We start from the raw sequence: 1,125 nt of genomic DNA, 5'->3' as shown, positions 1-1,125 counted from the left end.
CCACCCGCCGCAGGCGGTTGGCCAGCGCCGTCGCCATCTGCTCCGCGCTCGGACCTTCCGCACTCGGCGGCTCCGGCAGCAGCAGACGCGACTTCAGGAAGGCAAGCCAGGCCGCCATGACCAGGTAGTCGGCCGCAAGCTCCAGCCGGATCTTCCGCGCGGCCTCGATGAAGTGGAGGTACTGGTCGGCCAGCGCGAGGATCGAAATCTTGGCGAGATCGACCTTTTGCTGCCGCGCCAGCGCGAGCAGGAGGTCGAGCGGCCCTTCATAGCCCTCGACGTCCACCACCAACGCCGGCTCACCCTCGGCGAGCTCTGCGGGCCGCCCGGTTTCAAACGATAGGATTTCTGCAGTCATGCCGATGCCGTGTTTGCCCGTGCGATCAATGCGTCCAGTTCCGCGCGCGCGGCCGCCCGGTCGAACGGCTGCGGCGCCTTGCGTGCGGCGAGCGCGGCTTTCGCCCGCTCCAATGCCCTGCCCGACAATTCAGGCGTCTGGCCGGCGACGTCGCGCATCTCCTCGATGTTGCCATTGCAATGCAGGGCCATGTCGCAGCCGGCCGCGAAGATGGCGCGGGTCCGCTCGGCGATATTCCCCGACAGCGCGTTCATCGACACGTCATCACTCATTAACAAACCCTGGAACCCGATTGCGCCGCGAATCACGTCAGCAATCATTGTCGCAGATGTCGTCGCCGGATGGGCGGGGTCGACCGCGCTAAACACAACATGTGCAGTCATGGCCATCGGCAGGTCCGAAAGCGGCTTGAACGCGGCGAAGTCGGTCCGTTCCAGCTCGTCCCGGGGCGTGTCGACCGTCGGCAGCTTGAAATGGGTATCGGCGGTGGCCCGGCCATGACCGGGAATGTGCTTGAGAACCGGCAGCACGCCGCCCTGCTCCAGGCCCTCGGTGACCGCACGGGCAATCGCCGCGACCTTCCCCGGCTCGGTGCCGTAGGCCCGGTTTCCAATGACAGCGTCGGCGCCCGGCACAGGCACATCAGCCAGCGGCAGGCAATCCACGGAGATGCCGAGATCGGCAAGATCGGCTGCAATCAGACGGGCGCTCAGGCGCGCCGCGGTCAGCCCGAGCGCCGAATCAGTGTCGTACAAATTCGAGAATAC

Annotated in this window: 2 protein-coding genes; both read right to left on the bottom strand. The window is 66.4% G+C overall.

Translation table 11 applies throughout. The features are described from left to right. The coding region (locus tag IC50_RS07565) for a segregation and condensation protein A (protein ID WP_035702550.1) at nucleotides 1-358 on the bottom strand (358 nt) is incomplete at its 3' end. Next, the coding region (locus IC50_RS07560) for a glycoside hydrolase family 3 N-terminal domain-containing protein (RefSeq protein ID WP_035702547.1) at nucleotides 355-1,125 on the bottom strand (771 nt) is incomplete at its 5' end. The genes IC50_RS07565 and IC50_RS07560, both read right to left, overlap by 4 nt.

Origin of the sequence: Bradyrhizobium genomosp. I (2014) (assembly GCF_000261685.1) — a bacterium.
GTDB lineage: Bacteria > Pseudomonadota > Alphaproteobacteria > Rhizobiales > Xanthobacteraceae > Bradyrhizobium.
Note: the sequence above shows the minus strand (reverse complement) of the source record. Positions and strands in the feature narration are given on the sequence as shown.